Genomic DNA, 20692 nt, shown 5'->3' with positions numbered 1-20692 from the left:
AAAAGAATTTCCAGTAGAATTATATAAATATGAAAGAAAAAAAGAAAGTACTGGTTATTTCAGTACATCCCGATGATGAGACATTAGGATGTGGAGGGAGCATTTTGAAACATTTGGGGCAAGGAGATGAGGTTCACTGTGTTTTCATTACAGGTGGAAATATCTATCAGAGTCAATTGATAGATTATATCAATACATTGTATGGTTTTACCAGCATAATTACCTTGGGCTTTAAAGAACTGCATTTACATGAAATGCTGAATGAACTGATAGAAGCTTTATCTAAGATAGTATTGACCGTTCAAGCTCAAGTGTTGTATATTCCCAATCGTTCAGATGCTCATTCAGACCATCGAGCTGTCTTTAGCGCAATCATGGCTTGTTCGAAAAATTTCCGCTATCCATTTATTGAGCAGATACTTATGTGTGAAGTGATCTCTGAAACAGATTTTGCACCTATTCTTAATGAAAACACATTTGTTCCAAACTATTTTATTGATATCTCTGAGGAGTTTACAAGGAAGGTTGAGATATTAAAGATGTTTGGATCTGAACTGCTACCTTATCCTATGACTCGTAACCAGAGTGCCATAGAGGCTCTTAACCGATATCGTGGAACTTTGATCAATGCAGAATATGCTGAAGCTTTTATGTCTATTAAAACAATTGTAAGATGAAAGATCAACTTTCGGTAATCTTTATAGGAGGATTGAGTAATGGTAAGATCATTTATGATTATCTAAATAAAAACAGATATGTTAATATACCTTTGGTTATTACCTACTCAGATACATATAAAGGAGCTCGTCACACCATATTAGGCGATGGCTCAAAATTCATGAAGAAAAATACCGTTAAGGGTTATATTGATGTTATCAAAGAGTTGGCTCCGGATTTAATTATTGTAGCAGGTTGGTCTGAACTTATACCTAATGAGATACTCTCGATCCCTCGAATGGGGGTTATCGGTTTCCATCCTGCTAAACTTCCGTTCGATCGTGGTCGTTCGGTACTTGCTTGGCAGATAGAGGATGGATATACAGAAACTTCTCTCACTATGTTTAAATATTCAGATTATCCCGATGGGGGAGATATTTTGGCGCAAGAGTCTATCGCAATAGCTTCAAATGATTATATAAATGATATATTGGATAAGGTAGATGCGGCGAGTCTAAATCTCATCCGGGCTTATTTTCCTCTTTTGCGAAAAGGTTTTTTGAAAGGAGTGAAGCAAGATCTATCAGTGGGTAGTTTTCGCCGTTTACGCAGTGCTGATGACTCGATTATAAAATGGGATCGTAATAGTGTTGAGATATATAATAAGATACGTGCCATTTCGCATCCTTATCCAGGTGCAACTACCAAATTTGAAGATAAAACGATGTTAGTATGGAAATCAGAAATTATATCTTCATTCCCTTTTCCTGTTGATACAAAACCTGGAACGATAGTGGCTCAATGTTACGACAACACTTTGATTGTAAAAACACGTGATGCTTATTTACGTTTAACAGAATATGAATGGAAATGAAAAAACTCATCATAATAGGTGGAGGTGGTCATGCTTTATCAGTATTGGAAGCAATGGACACATCTATAGAGATAGCTGGATATGTTGACAATATAGAGTCAAAGAAGTTGATTTTACCTTATTTAGGAAACGATGAGTTTGTTTTGTCTAATTTCTCCCCAGAAGAATATAGAGTCCATCACGCTGTTGTTTATACTAATGATGTAAATTTATCTCTTCGTAGTCGAATTATTCAGCAATATGAAGGATATGAGTCTTATACCATGATTGCTCGTAGTGCATTGGTTACTTCTTCCTCAAAAATAGCGGGGGGATGTGCTCTTATGGAAGGCGCTATTGTCAATGGAGCCATATTGGCACAAAATAGTGTTATTAATACTAAAGCAGTGATAGAGCATGGTTGTATCTTAGGTAATAATGTCTTTGTTGGTCCTGGAGCCATTGTCTGTGGCGATACTTGCATAGGTGATAATGTATTGGTGGGAGCTGGCGTTATTATACGTGATGGAATTGAAATAACGGAAAATGTGACGATTGGTATGGGGAGTGTTGTTGTCCGTAGTATTGTTGAGCCAGGAGTCTATTTGGGAAATCCTTGTAGAAAAATAAGATAAAATAATGAATCATACTCTTATCATTGCCGAAGCTGGAGTTAACCACAACGGCTCTATTGATATGGCCAAAGGACTTATTGATGTCGCTGCCGATGCGGGTGTGGATTATGTGAAGTTTCAGACCTTTAAAGCGGAAAACCTTGTAACAAAATATGCTGTGAAAGCTGAATATCAGCAACGGAATATGGACGATAACGACAATTCTCAATACGCCATGCTTAAGAAGTTGGAATTTTCATCCGAACAGCATTTTGAATTGATCGAATATTGTATGCAGAAGGGTGTAGGGTTCTTCTCTACCGCTTTCGATTTTGATAGTGTGGATTTCTTGGCATCCCTTCATCTGGGACTTTGGAAGATTCCCTCGGGTGAGATCACAAACTATCCATACTTGAAGAAGATAGCGGGTTTTCATCAGCCTGTTATTCTCTCTACAGGTATGAGTACTACGGGAGAGATAGAGACGGCTATCAATGTACTTACAAAGTTTGGTGTGCAGAAAGAACAGATCATCGTACTTCACTGCAACACCGAATATCCTACCCCTTTCGAGGATGTAAATCTTCGTGCGATGCTCACTATAAAGGAAGAGCTTGGTGTTAAAGTGGGCTATTCCGACCATACAAGAGGTATTGAAGTGCCTATCGCTGCGGTCGCTCTTGGCGCAGAGGTGATAGAGAAGCATTTCACCTTGGATCGTAATCTACCCGGGCCGGATCACAAAGCGTCGCTTGAACCCGATAAGTTGAAAGCGATGGTTTTGGCTATTCGAAATATAGAGCGAGCTATGGGTGATGGGGAAAAGAAGATAACGGAGTCTGAAAGTAAAAATATTGTCATTGCTCGTAAGAGCATTGTTGCTGCGTACCCCATTAAAAAAGGCGAGATTCTCTCGGAAGAAAACCTCACGGTCAAGCGCCCAGGTACAGGTGTCAGTCCCATGCGATGGGATGAGGTTGTTGGTGCGATTGCCCACCGTGACTATAACGAGGATGAATTGATAGAAATATGAGGAAAATTTGTGTGGTAACAGGAAGCAGAGCGGAATACGGTCTGCTATCGGGATTGATACATGCTATTCAGGATGACCCGGAACTAGAGCTCCAGATTATCGCTACCAACATGCACCTGTCTCCCGAATTTGGCCTGACTTATAAAGAGATTGAGTCGGATGGCTTTTCTATCAGCAAGAAAGTCGTGATGCTTCTCTCTTCCGATACCGCCAATGCCACCGCTAAGTCCGTGGGACTGGGATTCATTGGTTTTGCTGATGCGTATGAAGATCTAAGACCTGACATGATTGTGGTTCTTGGTGATCGTTATGAGATTGTCCCGGCAGTTTCTACCGCCCTCTTCTATAAGATTCCAGTGGCGCATCTTCATGGAGGGGAGATAACAGAGGGCGCATACGACGATTGTATACGTCATGCTATCACGAAGATGTCTCATCTTCATTTTACCAGTACGGAAGAGTATCGCAGGCGGGTAATTCAATTGGGGGAACATCCAGACCGGGTGTTCAATGTGGGAGCACTTGGAATAGAGAATATCAAGAAAGTGCCATTGATGAACAAGGAGGAATTGGAAGCGACGCTTGCTGGATTTACATTCGGTGACAAGTCCCTTCTTGTGACCTATCATCCCGTAACACTTGAAAATGCGACAGCGGCTGAGCAGATTCGGAATCTTCTTTCGGCTCTTGATGAATTGCTTGATTATAAGGTTATTTTCACTCTCCCGAATTCCGATACCGACGGTCGTGTCATCATAAGGCTGATAAATGAATATGTGGCGAAGCATTCGGAACGTGCGGTCGCTTATCCGTCCCTTGGTCTGAGGCGTTATCTTTCAGCGCTCCAATATGTGAAGGGGGTAGCGGGCAATTCTTCCAGCGGAATCATCGAAGTGCCTTCGTTTGGTATTCCGACCTTGAACATAGGAGATCGTCAGAGAGGACGTCTTGCGGCGGATAGCGTGGTGAATAGCGGAACAGGGAAAGAGGAAATCCTTTCCGGACTGCGTAAAATCCTTTCACCGACATTCAATATTAATGAAACACATAACCCCTATGAAGGTAAGGATACTACGGCAGACATACTTCATGTCCTAAAGACTTATCCTCTCGAAGGACTTGTTCAGAAATCATTTTATAACTTAAAGTGAAATGAAAATTATAGTTATTGGGCTTGGTTCTATGGGTAAACGTAGAATCCGGTTGCTTAGCGAACGGCAGGATGTTGAAATATACGGCATTGACAGTCAAGAATTGCGTTGTGTGGAAGTAAGGAGAATATTTGGAGTGAAATGTTTTAGTTGCATTTCAGAAGCCGTTGAATCTCAAAAAATGGATGCCGCTGTAATATCTACTTCTCCGCTTTCGCATGCTATCATTATTAGAGAGTGCCTAATGCACAACCTTCATGTGTTTACAGAGATAAATCTTGTGCGGGATGGATATGATGAGAATATGGCTTTTGCGAAAGAAAAGAATCTTGTTTTGTTCCTTTCCTCTACTTTTCTCTACCGTAAGGAAACACAATTTATTATAGAGAAGGTACATAAAGCTAAATGCCCGCTCAATTATATTTATCATGTGGGGCAATATCTTCCCGATTGGCATCCGTGGGAAAGTTATAATAGCTATTTTATAAGTAATCCCAAGACTAATGGTTGCCGGGAAATTATGGCAATAGATTTACCTTGGGTAGTTACAGCCTTTGGACCAATTAAAAATGTGTATGCTGTGAAAAGTAAGAACACAGAACTAAGCGTCACATACAATGATAATTATCTTGTTACGCTTGAACATGAGTCGGGTACAAAAGGGGTTTTTGCTGTTGATGTGGTAGCACGTAAGCCTTTCCGGCATATTGATATCTATGGTGAGGAATTGCAACTATCTTGGAATGGCACCGCTGACTCATTGTATGAATACAATATTAGCGAGAGAAAGAATGAGAATATTCAGATGTCCGATGCTTCGGAACATGTAGAAGGGTATGCTGAGTTTATAACGGAGAATCCTTATCGTGAAGAGTTGAATGCTTTTCTCTGGCAGATTGCAGATAGGACGTTTATGCCCGCTTGGGATTTTAAGAGAGATAAGGCTGTTCTGGATATTATTGACAAAATAGAGGCTTGATGAGGTATTACTGTATAGCCTTTGTTGGTATGGGGTCAATAGGCAAACGCCATGTAAACAATGTATGCGACTTGATTGCTATGCAAGGAGATACTTGTTCGATAGACCTCTATAGGAGTTCGATGGATCGCTCCCTGCCGGAAGAGATTACAAAGAAAGTACATAATCAGTACCTTTGTAATGAACCGGTGCAAAGGGATTATGACATGGTATTCATAACCAATCCTACTTCCATGCATTTGGAGACGGCTTTGAAATTCCGGAATTACACAAAGGCTCTTTTCATCGAGAAACCGGTGTTCTCGACAGGACAAGTACCTCTTAAACAAGTAAGGGAACTTGATGAAATAACCTCGTATGTGGCTTGTCCTCTTCGTTATAATCCCGTTTTGCAGTATGTGAAAAACAATCTGGATCTCAGTAAAGTAATATCCGTCCGTGCAATGTCTTCCAGTTATCTTCCGGATTGGCGTCCGGGTCAGGACTATCGTCAAACTTATAGTGCCCATTCTGATTTAGGAGGAGGAGTGGATATCGACTTGATTCATGAATGGGATTATCTCTCATGGATTTTTGGTATGCCTAACCAGTGTAAGGCGGTCATTGGCCGGATTTCCCATTTGGAGATAGACAGCAATGACATAGCCCTTTATGTGGCACGAAACAATCAGATGACCTTTGAGCTTCATCTGGATTATTTTGGCCGAAAGCCTCAGCGTATGTTGGAAATATTTACGTATGATGATACTATCCGGTGTGATATCATAGCCGGTACTGTCTCTTTTTTGAAAGAAGGGAGAATTCTTTATTTTAACAACGACCGTAATACATACCAGATGGCTGAGGTTAAGCATTTCTTTGATATTGTGGAAGGAAGGACTGCGAATGACAGTACTGTGGAGCATGGGGTGAGTGTCTTGAATCTGGCGAAATCGAAAATGTAAATATAATAATGAATATATTGTTTACGCTTTGTGGACGTGCAGGCTCCAAAGGAGTGAAAGGAAAGAATGTGCGTGATTTTTTGGATATACCTTTGGTATGGTATTCCATGGCAGGGATCGATATGTATATCAATCAAGTGGCCCAAAATGATGATCGTATAGATGTTGTGCTAAATACGGACAGTGAAGATCTTATACAACTTGTAAGCAAGGTAAAGGATTTGAATGTGACAGTCTTCAGACGTGATATGGATCTAGCGGGGGATAAGGTTCCAAAAGTTGCTGTAATCCTTGATGGCTTGTTGCGTGCGGAGAAGCAATTCAACGTGACATACGATATGGTGGTGGATTTAGATATCACCTCTCCTCTTCGTACCGTGCAAGATATCAAAAACGCTATTGACAGGAAAATGGTACGTTCGGAAGTTGATGTTGTCTATTCTGTGACTCATGCACGCAGGAATCCCTATTTCAACATGGTAAAGGAGAAAGATGGGGCCTTCTGCAAAGCGATTCCATCCAGCTTTACTACGCGGCAGGAGGCTCCTGTGTTTTATGACATGAATGCCTCCATCTACGCTTATTCTCCCCAGGCATTGAAAGAGAAGGAACAGTCTACATTCTTTAACTTTAATTGTGATGCGGTGGTTATGATGGATACGGGCATTCTTGATATAGATTCCGAGGAGGATTATTGCCTCATGCAGGTTATCGCAAGGTACTTGTTCGAGGGAAAAAAAGGATTCAAGGAAGTGTATGACAAGGTAAAGAATTGGAAGTAAAGATGGAATTCGCCGAATTTGATTATCAAGCAAAATAAATAAGTAGATGATGGACTATAATCACATAATAACTCAAGACCTTTCACTAATCGATGCATTACGCCGGATAAATAGCATTAAGTCTGACCCTTTGGTACTTTTTGTTGTAGATACGGATAATCGTATGGTTGGCACATTAACAGATGGCGATTCCAGAAGGGCTTTGATTGCAGGTTTTTCTGTAGATAATCCGATAAAGAAGGTCATGCATCGTGATTTCAATTTCTTGCGTAAGGGAGTCAATGATGATGTTCATCATCTTCAAGAGCTGAAAAAAAAGAAAATGAAACTTGTTCCCCTGCTTGATGAGGACAATCGTATTGTTGAGATTGTCAATTTGGAACGATTCGTCACACGTCTTCCGGTTGATGCGGTTCTCATGGCGGGAGGTAAGGGTGAGCGGTTACGTCCGCTTACGGAGAAAACCCCAAAACCACTTATCAAAATAGGGGATAAGTGTATTATCGATTATAATGTTGATCGCTTGATTTCGTTTGGGATCAAACACATTAACGTGACTGTCAATTATCTGGGAGAACAGATTGAGGAGCATTTTCGGGAAGTGTGTAAAGGGATAAAGATAGAGACGGTGCGTGAGCCTAAATATCTAGGTACCATTGGTAGCATAAAGTTTGTGGAGACCTTTTATAACGACACGGTGCTGGTGATGAATTCCGATCTTTTCACCAACATTGATTATGAGGATTTCTACCTTCATTTCTGTCAGCACGATGCGGATATGAGCGTTGCAGCTGTGCCTTATATCGTGAAGGTTCCTTATGGTGTATTTAGTCTAGATGGACGTAATATAAAGGGTATAGTGGAGAAACCGACTTATAGCTATTATGCCAATGCTGGCATCTATCTGATAAAGAAATGTTGCCTTGACCTTATTCCTAAAGACGAGTTCTTTAATGCTACCGATTTTATGGACAAGATGATAGCCACTCATCATAAAGTGACCCGTTATCCCATATCTGGTTTTTGGATAGACATTGGGCAACATGATGAGTTGGCACGGGCTAAAGAGATGGTGAAACACATAAAAGTCTTGTAAGTGTTTACAATCGATCTCAATATTAAAAGAGTTTCATCAGCGAGTGGTAGTTCTCTTGGGGGTATGATTCACTTCGGTAGCCCAAAGTCTTGCTCCCCCAAATATAAAATTGGCCGTGGCTAATAGTTAATAGTGTTGTTTGATTTTTTTACATGCTCAAGTTTAGGATGTTGAAAAAGTGCCTTTTAAAAAGGGAAAATCCAATTTAGAGTACTTATCATGTTCGATATTTTTACTAATAAGAATTTCCGAAATGGTGTTTTATTTGCGCTATTCTCTTTTTTTAATACGGGTGTTAATTTTGTTATCATGCTGGTGATGGCAAGATTTATAAAGCCTGATTCTTATGGACAGTTAAGTCTGTTCACTACGATGGTTTCTTTGCTCTCTATATTTGTATGTCTGAATACGAATGGTTTTATAGGGGTGAATTTCTTCTCTTCTTCTAAAGAAAAAATTCAGAGATTGCTTAATGTAGTGTTGTTGACATCTCTACTTGTTTATATAGTGATGTTGACGATGATGTGTTGTTTCACGTCGACTTTTGAGCAAATGTCAGGTTTAATACTAGTTTATCAGTTTTATGCCATATCTTTTTGCTTGTTGAATGTTGTGAATACGTTGCTGCTTGACATTTGGCGTTTGGAAGAGAAAGTTTGGAAGTATGGGATATTTTCAGTTTTGTTGATATTATGTAATCTGATTTTAACGATTCTGTTCGTGGGATTCTTAAAGTGGGATTGGCAAGGTCGGATGTATGCGCAGGTGATTACATGTGCTTGTTTTGTGTTGTTGGCTCTCTACGTTTTAATAAAGAAAAATTACCTTGGTAGGATATTCCCCAAAAAGGAGGATTTTGTAAATGCATACCGTTTTGGCATCCCTCTAATTCCTCACACCACTTCTTTTTGGTTGCGGCAAGGTCTTGATAGGTATATCATCAATTCTTTTTTTGTACAGTCGGTGGTGGGATTTTTTAGTTTTGCCTATAATTTTGCTAATATTATCCAGATAGTTGGCATGGCTTTCAATGCATCTAATTCTGTATATATCTATAAAACACTGTCTGATTTTGATGTAGCCAAGCGGCAGAATTTGCAAAGGGATTGTCGTTTACTGGTTGTGCTTTACGCTGCTCTGACGCTTGTCATTTTTATCGGTGCATACTTGTTTATTCCTTTTATGTTTCCTAAATATGAGGAGAGTATTAGGTATGTTTTTCCCTTGTGTATAGGTGCCATGTTTCATTGTTTTTACTTGGTGTATGTAAATATTCTTTTCTTTTATAAAAAAACGAAGCAATTGATGTATATCACATTTCCTTTATCTCTGTTACATGTGGCGTTGTCGTGTGTGCTGACGAGATATGGAGTGATATATACAGCATATATACTTGTAGTAGTGAATATGCTGATAGCTGGATGTGTATATCGATACTCTCAATATATATTACAGAAGGTATTATAATGAATAATAATTTTAATTGTATGATATATTTTAATTTAAGAAAAAAATATAGAGCGGTTTGTTATGCAGAAACAGTTCGTGTGTTATTTTTGTACTTAATTATTAATCCTCATTTAATTGATGAAACATATTTTTTGTTTGGATATAATATTCCTAAATATATTAGAGAGATATTTGCTCGTGATAGTTTTTTGTTGAAAAGAAAAAAGAAGGGGTATCTTTTTAGTCTATTTAATATTATTAGATGTTGGATTTGTTTACCTGTTATTTATTTTTTTAGAAAATTGAATAATATACCAGCTTATGGGCAGGATCATTTGAAATTTGGACGTTTCTGTGTAAATAGGTCAAGTGAATTCTATTTGTTGGAAGATGGACTAGGAAATTATATAAATCCAATTAAAATATTGAAACTAAAAAATAATCATAGACTTATTTTTTTTTGTAAAACTATTTATAATTTTTTTAGGAGTGCAATGGACTATCCTTTTGGCTTGTCAAGAAGTGTAAAGCGTATATATTTAACTGGTATAAAACCTGTTCCGGAGTGTTTGTTAGATAAAGTTGAAATTTTTTCAATAGAGGATTGCTGGAATAGGCTACTTGATGATCAAAAGATGTATATAAAGAATATTTTTATTCAGAAGAAATATTCTTTTCCTAAAGAAATAGATGTGTTGCTATTAACTACTTGTTTTTCTGAAGATGGTTTTATGAGTGAGGAAGAAAAGGTTGCGATGTATAAATGTTTAGTGAGAGAGTTAGCTCCTAAAGAATTAGTGATAAAGCCTCACCCGAGAGAAATGACAGATTATAGACAAGTTTTTAAAGGTGCTTTAATAATGGAAAAAGATATCCCTTTTGAATTGTGTGTTTTGATTTATGAAATTAGTATTAAAACAATTATTAGTGTTGGTTCTACTTCTGCCTATTTTGGGCAAGATCATAAATGTAGAAGAGTAATATATGAAGAAGATTATATATATCATTTTAGAAAATAGGTATGAGGGATCGTTTTGTTAGTCGATTGTTTGTAATTATTATATTGTTTACTCTTATCATGGCTTTAATGCCTTTGTGGCCGGGTAGCTTAATTTGGAATTATTTTTCTTCATTTGAGAGTTTTTCTCATTTTCAAGTTGTTTGTACAAAATTTTTAGTTGGATTTTTGTTATTGCTTGTGATGTTTTTTCAAAAAAAAATTAAGATTGTAGTGTCTGATTTTTTTTTATTGCTATCTTTTGTGTCTATTTTATTGTCAGCTTTGGTAAATGGCTTAGATGGTTTTAGTTTTACTGTGTTGACAGGATTGTTGTTTTATTATGTGATATTTACATTGTATCCAAATTATTGTGTGAGTGACAATCTACTAAATTTATGTACATATATACTTTTGTTGTGGTGTATACTGCCTCTTGTGCATTTTTTCTTTTCATCTAGGGATACTCAATTGCTGTTTTATACGAATTTAGAAGGTTCGATATCAACTTTTTCTGGATATGCTTTTCATAGAAATTGGTATGCTATATATGTCGGAATGACTATTTTGTTGCTTTTATTTTCTAACTTTAAGTGGAGTGTCAAATGTATTTTAGGATTGTTGTTGTTGATTGGGCTTGTAATGTCTGAAAGTAGGAGTGTATTTGTCTCAGTAGTGTGTTCTATCTTAGTATATTGTTTTTTTAAGTACAAATTAAATGGTCGATTTTTGTTCTTGTTATTAGTGCTTTCTGTCGTTTCATTTTTTTTGTATGTGTATTTTGATGAATATTCTTTAAGAGGTTATGCTTCTAGTGGTGATGATGGGCGTAGTGAGATTTGGAACTATTATTGGAGTTTTATTAAGGATCATTTTTTTTGGGGGAATGGAAAGCCTTTATTATATGTTGACTCTTATTCCTTGTTGCCAAATTATGCTCATAATTTTGTTTTACAAAGTGTTGCTGATTATGGAATTTTAAGCTTAGTTTTCTTTTTATTATACTTGGTATGTCATTTTGTTAGTATCTCGAATAAGGCAAAAACTTTATTCGTTTATCTGATAATTATATCATTGTTTCAACCTTATTATATGATGGGAACGCCCACTTTATTTGCGATGAATGTATTTTTTCTATCAGAATTATCTTCAAAAAGTATAAATTAAAAGTTTATGGAATTAAAAGATTTTATTCAAAATTTCGCCGATCAGTTCGATGACACTGACGCAAGCGTGTTTACTCCGGAAACAAAGTTCAAGGAGTTGGAAGAGTGGTCCTCGTTGACGGCCTTGTCCGTGATCGCCATGATAGATGAGGAGTATGACGTGAAGATCAAGGGTGACGATGTGCGTAATTCGCAAACGATCAATGATCTTTACGAAATCGTTAAATCCCGTCTCTGATGGCTTTTCTGGAATTCAAGAATGTACGGATTTCCGGCATCTCAGCCGGAGTTCCGAAACATGTGGAGTACAATCAGGATTATCCCTATTTTGAGGAGGGTGAGGCGGAGAAATATATCGCCTCCACCTCCGTTAGGGAGAGGCGTATCGCTGATCCCGGGGTCTGTTCCTCTGATCTTTGCCTCTCAGCGGCTGAACGCCTTATTAAGGATTTAGGTTGGGATAAATCAGAGATCGAGTGTTTGTTGTTTGTGTCTCAAACAGCGGATTATATCTTGCCGGCTACGGCTTGCATCTTGCAGGAACGTTTGGGATTACCTGAGAGTTGTTACGCCATGGATATATCCTTGGGCTGCTCGGGTTGGGTTTATGGTTTGAGCGTGATCACTTCCCTGCTGTCCTCCGGGCAGATAAAGAAGGGCTTGCTTCTTTCCGGGGAGATCTGCCATTTGCAATCCTCACCGTTGGATAAGAGCGCCTATCCCTTGTTTGGTGATGCCGGAACCGCCACGGCTTTAGAGTATCAAGAAGGATATGAGCCTGTCCGTTTTCATTTTTCTACAGATGGAAGTGGGTATGAGGCTATCATTATCCGTGATGGGGGTTATAGACATCCTTTTGATAACCAATCATTGGATGTTTATACGACTCCGGAAGGTTTACGAAGGACACGTTTGAACACGGAGATGGATGGCATGAGCGTTTTCTCGTTCGGGATAACGAAGGCTCCTCAGAGTTTCAACCTGTTGATGGAGCGCTTCTCATTGGATTGGGAGTCCTTGGATTATTTCGTGATGCACCAAGCTAATTATTTCATGAATAATAAGATCCGGAAGAAATTAAAATTACCGGAGGAGAAGGTGCCTTACTCCATGCCTCTTTTTGGCAATACGAGTAGTGCCTCCATACCTTTGACGCTGGTGACAGCCTGTTCGTTGAGAACACGGAGGAGTAAGATCGCGGTTTGTGGTTTCGGGGTTGGCCTGTCTTGGGGAACCGGTTATTTCGAGTTGGATGAGAATGTAATGATAAGTGATTTGGTCGAAATATAAATAATTATGAGTTATAATCCATATTCATTAGAAGGAAAGACAATATTGGTAACGGGAGCGTCTTCTGGTATAGGAAAAGCTACGGCCATTGAATGTTCGAAATTAGGAGCTAGAGTTATAATTACGGGACGTGATGAGGCTCGGTTACAACAGACTTTAAGTTCACTAGAAGGAGAGGGGCACGTTGTGATTGCGGCTGGTTTGGGAGAAGATGATGGGATACGATTCTTGGTAGAGCGAGTTCCAGTTTTAAACGGTATTGTACATGCGGCAGGTATCAGTGATACGGTTTTATTTCAATTCTTAAAGAAAGAGCGATTGGAGAATATATTCAACATAAACTTTTTTGCACCAGTAGTATTATCTCAATTATTATTAAAGAAAAAATTATTACGGAAAGGGGGATCTATTGTTTTTTTGTCCTCGATAGATGGCCCGATTACTGCGCATATTGGAAACTCTATGTATTCAGCAACAAAAGGAGCTCTTTCTGCGATGATGCGAAACATGTCTATAGAGTTGGCTTCTAAAGGAATTCGGGTTAATGCTGTCTTACCGGGAATGACTGAAACACCTTTGATACATAATGATGATATTACTCAAGAACAACTGAATAAAGATATGGAGCTTTATCCTTTGAAACGTTATGCGGATCCCCGGGAGATAGCGTGGGCAATAATCTATTTATTGTCAGATGCAAGTACATTTACTATAGGGGCCAACCTTGTTGTCGATGGAGGATTTACGGTTTTATAGGCTATGGCGATACTGAAATATACAGATGTGGGGATTCATTCGGTCTCAGCTTGTGTCCCCAAAAAGGTTGTACGGAATTCCGAACTGGATAATTTGATCCCCAAGGCGGATTTGGAAAAGACCATCCATTCCATTGGTATTCGTGAGAGGAGAATAGCGGAGCGGGATGTCTGTTCCTCCGATCTTTGCAGCAAGGCCGCGGAGCGGTTGCTCTCGGAGCATGGCATTGACAGGGACTCTATCGGTGCTCTGATCTTTATCTCCCAGACTCCGGATTACCGTCAACCGTCCACTGCGCCTTCCTTGCAGGATCGTTTGGGCTTGCCAAAAACGGTGATGGCGTTTGATATCAACATGGCTTGTTCCGGATATGTGTATGGATTATCCATCGCTTATTCCTTGGCCTCGCAGGATGGGATAGGACGTATCCTTTTGCTGGTGGGAGAGACCATGTCCAAGACCGTATCGGATCATGACAAGGTGACGACACCGTTGTTCGGCGATGCCGGTACCGCCACGTTGATAGAAAAAGGAGATGGGTATGGCCCCTCCTGTTTCGTGCTTCATTCTGATGGGGGTGGCTCGGATATACTTCGCGTGCCGTACGGGGGATACCGGAATCCTAGTAGCACGGAGGGATTTGAGCGAAAAGTGGATGAGGAGGGGAATATCCTGAGCGGTGAGCAGTTGCACATGCGTGGAATGGATGTCTTCAATTTTGGTTTGCGGGTTGTTCCCTCGGGTATAAAGGAGATATTGAAAGTATTAGGTATGGGGATCGAAGATGTGGATATAATCCATTTCCACCAGGCCAACCGTTTCATGACGGATTTCTTCGCCAAGAAATTGAGGTTCCCGTTGGATAGGGTGCCGTATAGCTTGGGGTATTTTGGCAATACCAGTGCCGCCTCCATTCCCTTGAACATGGTCCATACCATGTATGACGGCAGTTTCCCGAGACGGCGGCATGTGCTTATGGCCGGTTTTGGGGCGGGCTTGGCCTGGGGAACGGCTTATCTCTCCTTGGAAAATCTAAGAATCTCAAAGCTGATAGAATATTAAGATGAGATATTATATATTTCGGAACAACACGCTTGAGCCTTTGTTCGGGAATCTGGATGCTCGTTACTCCGGCTATGGGGATATTTCCTCGCTGGAAGAGGGAGCGGATCGCTATATCTGGTTCTACCAAGTCCCTTTCGGGTTTGATAGGTGCCGTGTGGCGGAGGAGGTGTTATCCTATATCGATAAGTTGAGGTGGGTAATAGAAAAGATACCGGCACATAAGAGCGTGCTGGTCTTCTCCTTGGTTGATCTTTGTCCGTTTCAATGGGTCGGTTCAGAATGGGAGGTACAGGAGAGCATAGAGACCTATAACAAGTATCTACGCTCGCTTGCCTCGGAGAGGAGTAATGTCCGGTATGTGGATCTGCCAGATTTCACTCGCCGTTATTCTTCCAGCCAATTATTTGACTGGCGTTTCTATTTTATTTCCCAAATGGGCATTAACCCTAAGCTGGCTTCCGACTTTTTTTGCTGGTTTGAGGATCGCCTGAGGGAGATAAGCCTCTGCCGGAAGAAGTGTCTGGTATTGGATCTGGACAATACGCTTTGGGGGGGAGTCCTCGGGGAGGACGGTATAGATGGAATAAAGATAGGAGGTGATTATCCGGGTAAGGCCTTCCTGTATTTTCAGGAAGGCTTGTTGGAACTGGCCAAGAGAGGTGTCATATTGACGATCTGTAGCAAGAACAACGAGCGGGACGTGTTGGATGTGTGGGAGAAGAATCCTTTCGTGTTGTTACGGAAAGAGCATTTCTCCGCATGGCGAATTAATTGGCAGAACAAGGCGGATAACATAAGGGAGCTTTCGGAGGAGCTGAACATAGGGCTGGACAGTCTCGTCTTCGTGGATGATAACCCAACGGAGCGTGAGTTGGTCCGTCAAATGCTTCCGATGGTGGAGGTTCCCGAGTTCCCAAAACAGTCCTATATGCTACCCGATTTCTTGATCTCCTTGTCGGATCGTTATTTCCGTGTCTATTCGGTGACGGAGGAGGATCGGCGGAAGACCGAGCAGTACAAGGCGAATGCGAGCCGTACACAGGAGCGAAAGAAATTTGTGGATTTCGATCAGTATCTACAGAGTCTGGAGATCGAGATGAGGATCGAACCGATAAGCTCGTTCAATGTATCCCGTATCGCCCAGATGACCCATAAGACGAACCAGTTCAATCTGACGACCCGAAGGTATTCGGAGTCGGATCTCATGGGATTTTCCTCCGAGGGCTGGTTGATCTATTGTCTTTCCGTCAAGGATCGTTTCGGGGATAATGGGATAACCGGAGCGGTATTGTTGAGACCTATCGATGGGGGGTATGAGATCGATAGTTTCTTGCTCAGTTGCCGGATTCTGGGGAAAGGGATAGAGGAGGCTTTCTTGTCCGGTATTCTTAATATACTGAGGAATAGAGGTGTTAAGCTCGTAAAAGCGTCTTATATTCCGACAGCTAAGAATATGCAAGTATCAGGCTTCTATGAGCGAACCGATTTTGTCTTGGATAGCCAGGATAAGGACGGAAGCAAGTTCTACCATTTGAACATGGGTGCGGAGATAAAAATCCCATCCTATTATAAAATAACATATTGATATTATGGAAGAAAAGATATTGTTCGTATTAAAGAACGTGCTAGGATTGGAGAGTGCGACAAAAGCGTTATCCCAACAGAACTGTGATAAATGGGATTCCTTGCGCCATTTGAATTTGATCGTGGAGTTGGAATCCGAGTTTGGTGTCGAGTTCGATCCGGAGGAGATCTCCGGGATGAAGTGTTTCGAGGATATAGAAAGGGTATTAACGCAAAAACTGTGATATGGATTCGGTCGTGAAAAAAACCGGAGAGTTATCCGATGCGGAGATAGAGTCCATAAATACACTCTTTTTCGAGGTATTTGGCTTGCAAAGAGATATCCTTACGGTTCGTGAGGAGTGTTTTAATGCTCCATTGGGATATTCCGTACATAGTTTGATGTATGACAAGGGTCTCTTAGTCGCTTATTATGTATATATGCCTTTTTATTATAAGAAGAAGGGTGAGAAATTCATTGCGGCTCTAGGTTTTGATTCAATGGTAAAGAAGGAATACCGGGATTTCTTTACTTTTTATGAGACGGAAAGGGCTTGTTGGCCTTGTCTCCGAGGCATAGGGTGCAAATTGTTGTTTGGTTTCCCGAATGACGAGTCTTATCCGGTGATGATAAAAGGGTTTAAGGTAAAGGATATAGGCCGTTTGACCACTTATATCCTTCCGATCAAGATTGGTCCGATCATTCCGAGGATGAGATGGCTTGATCCTTTCTTTAGACTTTTTTCTTGGTCTTTGATCAAGATGTCTCATTTATCCAAAGGGAAAAAGATTCGTTCCTTTGTTTTTGAGAAGGATCGTGAGTCTTTCGATAAAGTCCGTTATAGATGGAATAAGGGGCAATATGAAATACGGGATATAAAAGGCTGTAAGTATGTTTATCGAATAGAGGATCATAAAGATCGCCATCAAAATTTTAATCCAGTTAAGACCGCTTTTCTTTTAGATGTATATCCTATGAACCGCTCAAATTTTGAGTTTGCGGTACGATCCATATACCAAGAGCGATCAAAGGATATTGATTTGATCATGTATGTGGGGGATTTAGATTTTGTTCCGGTTTCATTGATTAAGATACCTCATAGATTTGAACCTAAACATTTTCATTTTACTTGTAATTTGATTGACAAATCATATTTTGATGATACTCTATATGATATAAAGAATTGGGACGTGAATTTGTCAAGTTATGATTTAGTTTGATAAAGGATGAATATCTTGACTTTCGACATCGAAGACTGGTATAATTGTGATTTTATATCAGAGGATTTTGACTGGGATAGACACGAGGTTCGCATATATCAAGGGGTGGATCGCATTTTGGAGGAGTTGGATAAACGAAACTTGAAAGGGACGTTTTTCTGTTTAGGTTGGATAGCCGAAAGGCATCCTGGTGTGATTCGTTCTATCCAAAAGCAAGGGCATCATATTGGTTGTCATTCGTATCAGCATGAGTTATCTTTTCGCTTCAATGAAAAAGACTTCAAAAGGGATACTGCTATGGCTAAATCGTTGATAGAAGATCTAATAGGGGAAGAAGTGAACGCCTTTCGTGCTCCGGGGTTCTCGATTACTAAAAATAATACGTGGGCACTTCGTTGTTTGGGAGAGTTGGGGTTCGAGTATGATTGTTCTATGTTCCCTGCCCCCCATGATTATGGTGGAATGCCTAGTTATGGAATGGGTGTTCCGAAACGGATAGACTTGGGTTTCGGTGGGTTTATCAAGGAGTTCCCTATTAATATACAAGCAATATGTGGAAAATATATCGTTTTCTCGGGAGGAGGATTTTTCCGTTTATTTCCTTATTGGCTGATTGATTATTGGGCTAAGGATTGTACCTATATGATGACTTATTTCCATCCTCGTGATTTTGACACGGGGCAACCGATTATCCGATCCTTGCCTGTTATGAGACGATTTAAAAGTTATGTGGGTATTAAAGGTGCTTTTGGTAAATTCCAACGCTTGTTGAGCCATTATGACTTTATGAGTGTAAAACAGGCTGACTCTATCATAGAATGGGATAAGACTCCGTTGGTCAAGTTGGAAGACTTGAAATGACATGCCGTAAATAAATTCACGATGAATATATTAATAACAGGGATCCACGGTTTTGTGGGTTCCAATCTGGTTGTTACCTTGAAGGAGCGTCATGGCCTCTATGGTTTGGATATTGTTACCCCGGAAAAGGACGGTGTGATAAAGACTTTTTCTTGGGATGACTTAGATAAGGAGATGCCGGAATTTGACGCAGTGATCCATTTGGCGGGGAAAGCGCATGATACTAAAAATAGGAGTGCCGCAGATACTTATTTTAAGATTAATACGGGATTGACCCAACGAATTTTTGATTGGTTTTTGGCTCGGCCTTCTATCAAGAAATTTATCTTTTTTTCTACGGTAAAAAGTGCGGCTGATTCTGTACAAGGAGATATACTAACCGAAGAATGTGTACCTGTTCCCATAGGACCGTACGGTGAAAGTAAAATCAAGGCTGAGAACTATATCATCGAGAGGTTTGCGCCTGAAGCGTTAGGCAATTTGTATCATGCGTTTGGAGATAGTTCTATCTATCCCGGCAAACAGGTATATATCATGCGTCCTTGTATGATTCATGGCCCGGGAAATAAGGGGAATTTGAATCTGTTATATAATGTAGTGAGTAAGGGGATTCCTTGGCCGCTTGGGGCATTTGAGAATCGTCGTTCATTCACTAGCGCACAGAACCTCTGTACAGTGATAGAGGGTTTCTTGACTCAAAAGGTAGAGAGCGGCATCTATCATATGGCTGATGACGATCCGTTGTCTACCAATGAATTAATCGAGGTGATTTGTGAGGCGTTGGGTAAGAAGGCGAGAATTTTGTATATCCCTAAAGGGGTAATGAACGTGATGGCAGAGATAGGTGGATGGCTACATCTTCCACTCAATCCGTTTCGTATGCAGAAGCTGACAGAGAATTATGTGGTAAGTAATGCTAAAATAAAAGAGGCTTTGGGGTTACAAAAGATGCCCGTATCCGCAAAAGAGGGATTGGCTTGTACTATTCTTAGCTTTAAGAAGTGATAAGATATGAACGGCTTGCTTTATGTGCTGATTTTCGCTTTGCTATTTTTTGCGGAGCTTTTTTATTTCCATATAGCGGATAAGTTTAATATCATTGATAAACCCAACGAGCGCAGTTCCCATGCCTCTATTGTCTTGAGAGGTGGTGGCGTTATCTTTTTACTGGGTTTATGGACATGGGCTTTCTTTTTTGGATTTTCTGCGCCGTGGTTTCTTATGGCCGTTACCTTAATTGGGGGCGTAAGTTTTATAGATGATGTACGTAGCTTGCCTGATTCTGTGCGTTTGGTGGCCCAATTCATTGCCATGGTGATGATGTTTTATCAATTGGATATATTGCGCTTGAATATGTGGTGGGTGTTGTTGTTGGCGCTTATCGTTTGTGTGGGAGCTTCGAATGTCATTAATTTCATGGATGGCATAAATGGCATTACGGCTGGTTATTCTCTATCAGTATTGCTTCCATTGATGCTGGTAAACGAGAAGTCCGGTTTTGTTGATCCGTCTTTGATCTACGTTTCGGCACTTAGTGTTTTGGTGTTCTGTCTTTTTAACTTTCGTCCCAAGGGAAAGGCTAAGTGCTTCGCCGGAGATGTAGGTTCTATAAGTATAGGCTATATTTTGCTGTTTATGATAGGCAGTCTGATTATTAAGACAACGGACGTGACTTACTTGGTCTTTTTATTGGTTTATGGTGTGGATGGTTGTTTGACGATAATACATCGCATTCTACTGCATGAGAATCTAGGTCAAGCGCATCGTAAACATGCTTATCAGTTGATGGCGAATGAGCTTAAGATTGGTCACGTTAAAGTGTCGTTGGTATATATGTGTTTACAGTTGGCGGTTTCTTTGGCATTTATCTATGTGATACCTGATACCGTAACGGCACATTGGTTGTATTTGTTGGCGGTAGTAGTGGTGGTGGCGTTGTTGTATGTGGTATTTATGAAAAAATACTATTGTTTGCATGAAGAATATTTAGCTTCGATTATAAAAGAGAATTAAGTTATGGTTTTTATGTGGATTTTACTTGCTTACATGAGTGATACCCCCCTGATCCTTATGTGCTAAGGATATGGCCTATATCGTTAATTGTTTAAAGAAAAATATATTGAGATTATTATGAGTCTTTTTTCTCGACTATCTACCTGGTACTTTTCCAAGAAATCCTTACCCTATTGGGGTATTATCTTGCTGGATTGCTGCT

22 protein-coding genes are annotated in these 20692 nt (G+C 40.1%); all 22 read left to right on the top strand.

What is annotated here, in order from left to right; genetic code table 11:
* Window positions 1-29: 29 nt before the first annotated feature.
* The 22 genes from D7V92_RS18565 to D7V92_RS18460 all read left to right on the top strand — a co-directional run bounded on the left by D7V92_RS18565 (window position 30) and on the right by D7V92_RS18460 (window position 20490).
* Window positions 30-677: a PIG-L deacetylase family protein gene (locus tag D7V92_RS18565; protein ID WP_121773492.1), complete on the top strand. Its 648-nt coding sequence runs from the start codon at window positions 30-32 to the stop codon at window positions 675-677.
* Window positions 674-1531: a methionyl-tRNA formyltransferase gene (locus tag D7V92_RS18560; protein WP_121773491.1), complete on the top strand. Its 858-nt coding sequence runs from the start codon at window positions 674-676 to the stop codon at window positions 1529-1531. The genes D7V92_RS18565 and D7V92_RS18560 overlap by 4 nt, the downstream gene beginning before the upstream one ends.
* A complete protein-coding gene (locus D7V92_RS18555) occupies window positions 1522-2145 on the top strand; it encodes a transferase (protein WP_121773490.1) in 624 nt (207 codons plus the stop codon). The genes D7V92_RS18560 and D7V92_RS18555 overlap by 10 nt, the downstream gene beginning before the upstream one ends.
* Before the next feature lie 4 nt (window positions 2146-2149).
* Window positions 2150-3157 (top strand): N-acetylneuraminate synthase, encoded by a 1008-nt coding sequence (neuB, locus tag D7V92_RS18550; protein ID WP_121773489.1) that lies wholly within the window; start codon window positions 2150-2152, stop codon window positions 3155-3157.
* The gene (gene neuC, locus D7V92_RS18545) at window positions 3154-4308 is read left to right on the top strand and encodes a UDP-N-acetylglucosamine 2-epimerase (protein WP_121773488.1); all 1155 of its coding nucleotides are present in this window, start codon (window positions 3154-3156) and stop codon (window positions 4306-4308) included. Before neuB ends, neuC begins: the two co-directional genes overlap by 4 nt.
* Before the next feature lies 1 nt (window position 4309).
* A complete protein-coding gene (locus D7V92_RS18540; protein ID WP_121773487.1) occupies window positions 4310-5287 on the top strand; it encodes a Gfo/Idh/MocA family protein in 978 nt (325 codons plus the stop codon).
* Window positions 5287-6231, top strand: a complete 945-nt coding sequence (locus D7V92_RS18535) for a Gfo/Idh/MocA family protein (RefSeq protein WP_121773486.1) — start codon at window positions 5287-5289, stop codon at window positions 6229-6231. Before D7V92_RS18540 ends, D7V92_RS18535 begins: the two co-directional genes overlap by 1 nt.
* Before the next feature lie 8 nt (window positions 6232-6239).
* The gene (locus tag D7V92_RS18530) at window positions 6240-7013 is read left to right on the top strand and encodes a cytidylyltransferase domain-containing protein (RefSeq protein ID WP_121773485.1); all 774 of its coding nucleotides are present in this window, start codon (window positions 6240-6242) and stop codon (window positions 7011-7013) included.
* 49 nt (window positions 7014-7062) lie between these two features.
* Window positions 7063-8109 (top strand): nucleotidyltransferase family protein, encoded by a 1047-nt coding sequence (locus D7V92_RS18525; RefSeq protein ID WP_121773526.1) that lies wholly within the window; start codon window positions 7063-7065, stop codon window positions 8107-8109.
* A gap of 219 nt (window positions 8110-8328) precedes the next feature.
* Window positions 8329-9576: a lipopolysaccharide biosynthesis protein gene (locus D7V92_RS18520; protein ID WP_121773484.1), complete on the top strand. Its 1248-nt coding sequence runs from the start codon at window positions 8329-8331 to the stop codon at window positions 9574-9576.
* Between the two features lie 20 nt (window positions 9577-9596).
* The gene (locus tag D7V92_RS18515) at window positions 9597-10577 is read left to right on the top strand and encodes a glycosyltransferase family 52 (protein ID WP_158598893.1); all 981 of its coding nucleotides are present in this window, start codon (window positions 9597-9599) and stop codon (window positions 10575-10577) included.
* 2 nt (window positions 10578-10579) lie between these two features.
* Window positions 10580-11722: an O-antigen ligase family protein gene (locus tag D7V92_RS18510; RefSeq protein WP_121773482.1), complete on the top strand. Its 1143-nt coding sequence runs from the start codon at window positions 10580-10582 to the stop codon at window positions 11720-11722.
* Between the two features lie 6 nt (window positions 11723-11728).
* Window positions 11729-11959, top strand: coding sequence for an acyl carrier protein (locus tag D7V92_RS18505; RefSeq protein WP_121773481.1), 231 nt, complete (start codon window positions 11729-11731; stop codon window positions 11957-11959).
* Window positions 11959-13011 (top strand): 3-oxoacyl-ACP synthase III family protein, encoded by a 1053-nt coding sequence (locus tag D7V92_RS18500; protein ID WP_192922604.1) that lies wholly within the window; start codon window positions 11959-11961, stop codon window positions 13009-13011. The genes D7V92_RS18505 and D7V92_RS18500 overlap by 1 nt, the downstream gene beginning before the upstream one ends.
* A 6-nt stretch (window positions 13012-13017) precedes the next feature.
* Window positions 13018-13767, top strand: a complete 750-nt coding sequence (locus D7V92_RS18495; RefSeq protein ID WP_121773479.1) for an SDR family NAD(P)-dependent oxidoreductase — start codon at window positions 13018-13020, stop codon at window positions 13765-13767.
* Between the two features lie 3 nt (window positions 13768-13770).
* Complete coding sequence (locus tag D7V92_RS18490; protein ID WP_233572877.1) at window positions 13771-14829, top strand: 3-oxoacyl-ACP synthase III family protein; 1059 nt, start codon at window positions 13771-13773, stop codon at window positions 14827-14829.
* Between the two features lies 1 nt (window position 14830).
* Window positions 14831-16417: an HAD family hydrolase gene (locus tag D7V92_RS18485; RefSeq protein ID WP_121773478.1), complete on the top strand. Its 1587-nt coding sequence runs from the start codon at window positions 14831-14833 to the stop codon at window positions 16415-16417.
* A gap of 4 nt (window positions 16418-16421) precedes the next feature.
* On the top strand, window positions 16422-16640 hold the full coding sequence (locus D7V92_RS18480) for an acyl carrier protein (protein ID WP_009018662.1): 219 nt from the start codon (window positions 16422-16424) through the stop codon (window positions 16638-16640).
* A 13-nt stretch (window positions 16641-16653) separates the two neighbouring features.
* Entirely contained in the window at window positions 16654-17616 is a 963-nt protein-coding gene (locus tag D7V92_RS18475; protein ID WP_232284165.1) for a GNAT family N-acetyltransferase, read from the top strand.
* 6 nt (window positions 17617-17622) lie between these two features.
* A complete protein-coding gene (locus D7V92_RS18470; protein ID WP_036630381.1) occupies window positions 17623-18477 on the top strand; it encodes a polysaccharide deacetylase family protein in 855 nt (284 codons plus the stop codon).
* Between the two features lie 21 nt (window positions 18478-18498).
* Window positions 18499-19482, top strand: coding sequence for an NAD-dependent epimerase/dehydratase family protein (locus tag D7V92_RS18465; RefSeq protein ID WP_121773477.1), 984 nt, complete (start codon window positions 18499-18501; stop codon window positions 19480-19482).
* A 6-nt stretch (window positions 19483-19488) separates the two neighbouring features.
* The gene (locus D7V92_RS18460; RefSeq protein WP_121773476.1) at window positions 19489-20490 is read left to right on the top strand and encodes a glycosyltransferase family 4 protein; all 1002 of its coding nucleotides are present in this window, start codon (window positions 19489-19491) and stop codon (window positions 20488-20490) included.
* Window positions 20491-20692 lie beyond the last annotated feature (202 nt).

The sequence above is a fragment of the Parabacteroides sp. CH2-D42-20 genome (assembly GCF_003670185.1).
In the GTDB taxonomy this organism is placed as follows: domain Bacteria; phylum Bacteroidota; class Bacteroidia; order Bacteroidales; family Tannerellaceae; genus Parabacteroides; species Parabacteroides distasonis.
Note: the sequence above shows the minus strand (reverse complement) of the source record. Positions and strands in the feature narration are given on the sequence as shown.

Coding starts and splice junctions, on each gene's coding strand:
- D7V92_RS18565 (WP_121773492.1), top strand. CDS start 30: ATGAAAGAAAAAAAGAAAGTACTGGTTATTTCAGTACATCCCGATGAT.
- D7V92_RS18560 (WP_121773491.1), top strand. CDS start 674: ATGAAAGATCAACTTTCGGTAATCTTTATAGGAGGATTGAGTAATGGT.
- D7V92_RS18555 (WP_121773490.1), top strand. CDS start 1,522: ATGGAAATGAAAAAACTCATCATAATAGGTGGAGGTGGTCATGCTTTA.
- neuB (WP_121773489.1), top strand. CDS start 2,150: ATGAATCATACTCTTATCATTGCCGAAGCTGGAGTTAACCACAACGGC.
- neuC (WP_121773488.1), top strand. CDS start 3,154: ATGAGGAAAATTTGTGTGGTAACAGGAAGCAGAGCGGAATACGGTCTG.
- D7V92_RS18540 (WP_121773487.1), top strand. CDS start 4,310: ATGAAAATTATAGTTATTGGGCTTGGTTCTATGGGTAAACGTAGAATC.
- D7V92_RS18535 (WP_121773486.1), top strand. CDS start 5,287: ATGAGGTATTACTGTATAGCCTTTGTTGGTATGGGGTCAATAGGCAAA.
- D7V92_RS18530 (WP_121773485.1), top strand. CDS start 6,240: ATGAATATATTGTTTACGCTTTGTGGACGTGCAGGCTCCAAAGGAGTG.
- D7V92_RS18525 (WP_121773526.1), top strand. CDS start 7,063: ATGGACTATAATCACATAATAACTCAAGACCTTTCACTAATCGATGCA.
- D7V92_RS18520 (WP_121773484.1), top strand. CDS start 8,329: ATGTTCGATATTTTTACTAATAAGAATTTCCGAAATGGTGTTTTATTT.
- D7V92_RS18515 (WP_158598893.1), top strand. CDS start 9,597: ATGATATATTTTAATTTAAGAAAAAAATATAGAGCGGTTTGTTATGCA.
- D7V92_RS18510 (WP_121773482.1), top strand. CDS start 10,580: ATGAGGGATCGTTTTGTTAGTCGATTGTTTGTAATTATTATATTGTTT.
- D7V92_RS18505 (WP_121773481.1), top strand. CDS start 11,729: ATGGAATTAAAAGATTTTATTCAAAATTTCGCCGATCAGTTCGATGAC.
- D7V92_RS18500 (WP_192922604.1), top strand. CDS start 11,959: ATGGCTTTTCTGGAATTCAAGAATGTACGGATTTCCGGCATCTCAGCC.
- D7V92_RS18495 (WP_121773479.1), top strand. CDS start 13,018: ATGAGTTATAATCCATATTCATTAGAAGGAAAGACAATATTGGTAACG.
- D7V92_RS18490 (WP_233572877.1), top strand. CDS start 13,771: ATGGCGATACTGAAATATACAGATGTGGGGATTCATTCGGTCTCAGCT.
- D7V92_RS18485 (WP_121773478.1), top strand. CDS start 14,831: ATGAGATATTATATATTTCGGAACAACACGCTTGAGCCTTTGTTCGGG.
- D7V92_RS18480 (WP_009018662.1), top strand. CDS start 16,422: ATGGAAGAAAAGATATTGTTCGTATTAAAGAACGTGCTAGGATTGGAG.
- D7V92_RS18470 (WP_036630381.1), top strand. CDS start 17,623: ATGAATATCTTGACTTTCGACATCGAAGACTGGTATAATTGTGATTTT.
- D7V92_RS18465 (WP_121773477.1), top strand. CDS start 18,499: ATGAATATATTAATAACAGGGATCCACGGTTTTGTGGGTTCCAATCTG.
- D7V92_RS18460 (WP_121773476.1), top strand. CDS start 19,489: ATGAACGGCTTGCTTTATGTGCTGATTTTCGCTTTGCTATTTTTTGCG.